Genomic DNA, 374 nt, shown 5'->3' on the forward strand with positions numbered 1-374 from the left:
GTGGTGCTGACCGTAACCGATGTGAACGGCAACTCAAGCACCGCCAACGCCGTGGTGACCGTGGTTGACGACATCGACCCGACGGCCCTTGCCCAGAACGTGACCATTTACCTGGATGCCGACGGCAATGCCTCCACCACAGCCGAAGCTGTTGACAACGGTTCAACCGACAACTGCGGGGTTGCTTCGCTGGCACTTGATGTTACCGATTTCACCTGCGCCCATGTAGGACAGAACAATGTGGTGCTGACCGTGACCGATGTGAACGGCAACTCAAGTACCGCCAACGCCGTGGTGACCGTGGTTGACGACATCGACCCGACGGCCCTTGCCCAAAACGTGACCATCTACCTGGATGCCAACGGCAATGCCTC

Annotated in this window: 1 pseudogene; it reads left to right on the plus strand. The window is 58.8% G+C overall.

The features are described from left to right. Positions 1 to 374 (plus strand): annotated as a pseudogene (locus tag N2K84_RS20315) (HYR domain-containing protein); the annotation flags it as partial.

The organism is Gaoshiqia sediminis (genome assembly GCF_025907915.1).
Taxonomy (GTDB): Bacteria; Bacteroidota; Bacteroidia; order Bacteroidales; family Prolixibacteraceae; genus Gaoshiqia; species Gaoshiqia sediminis.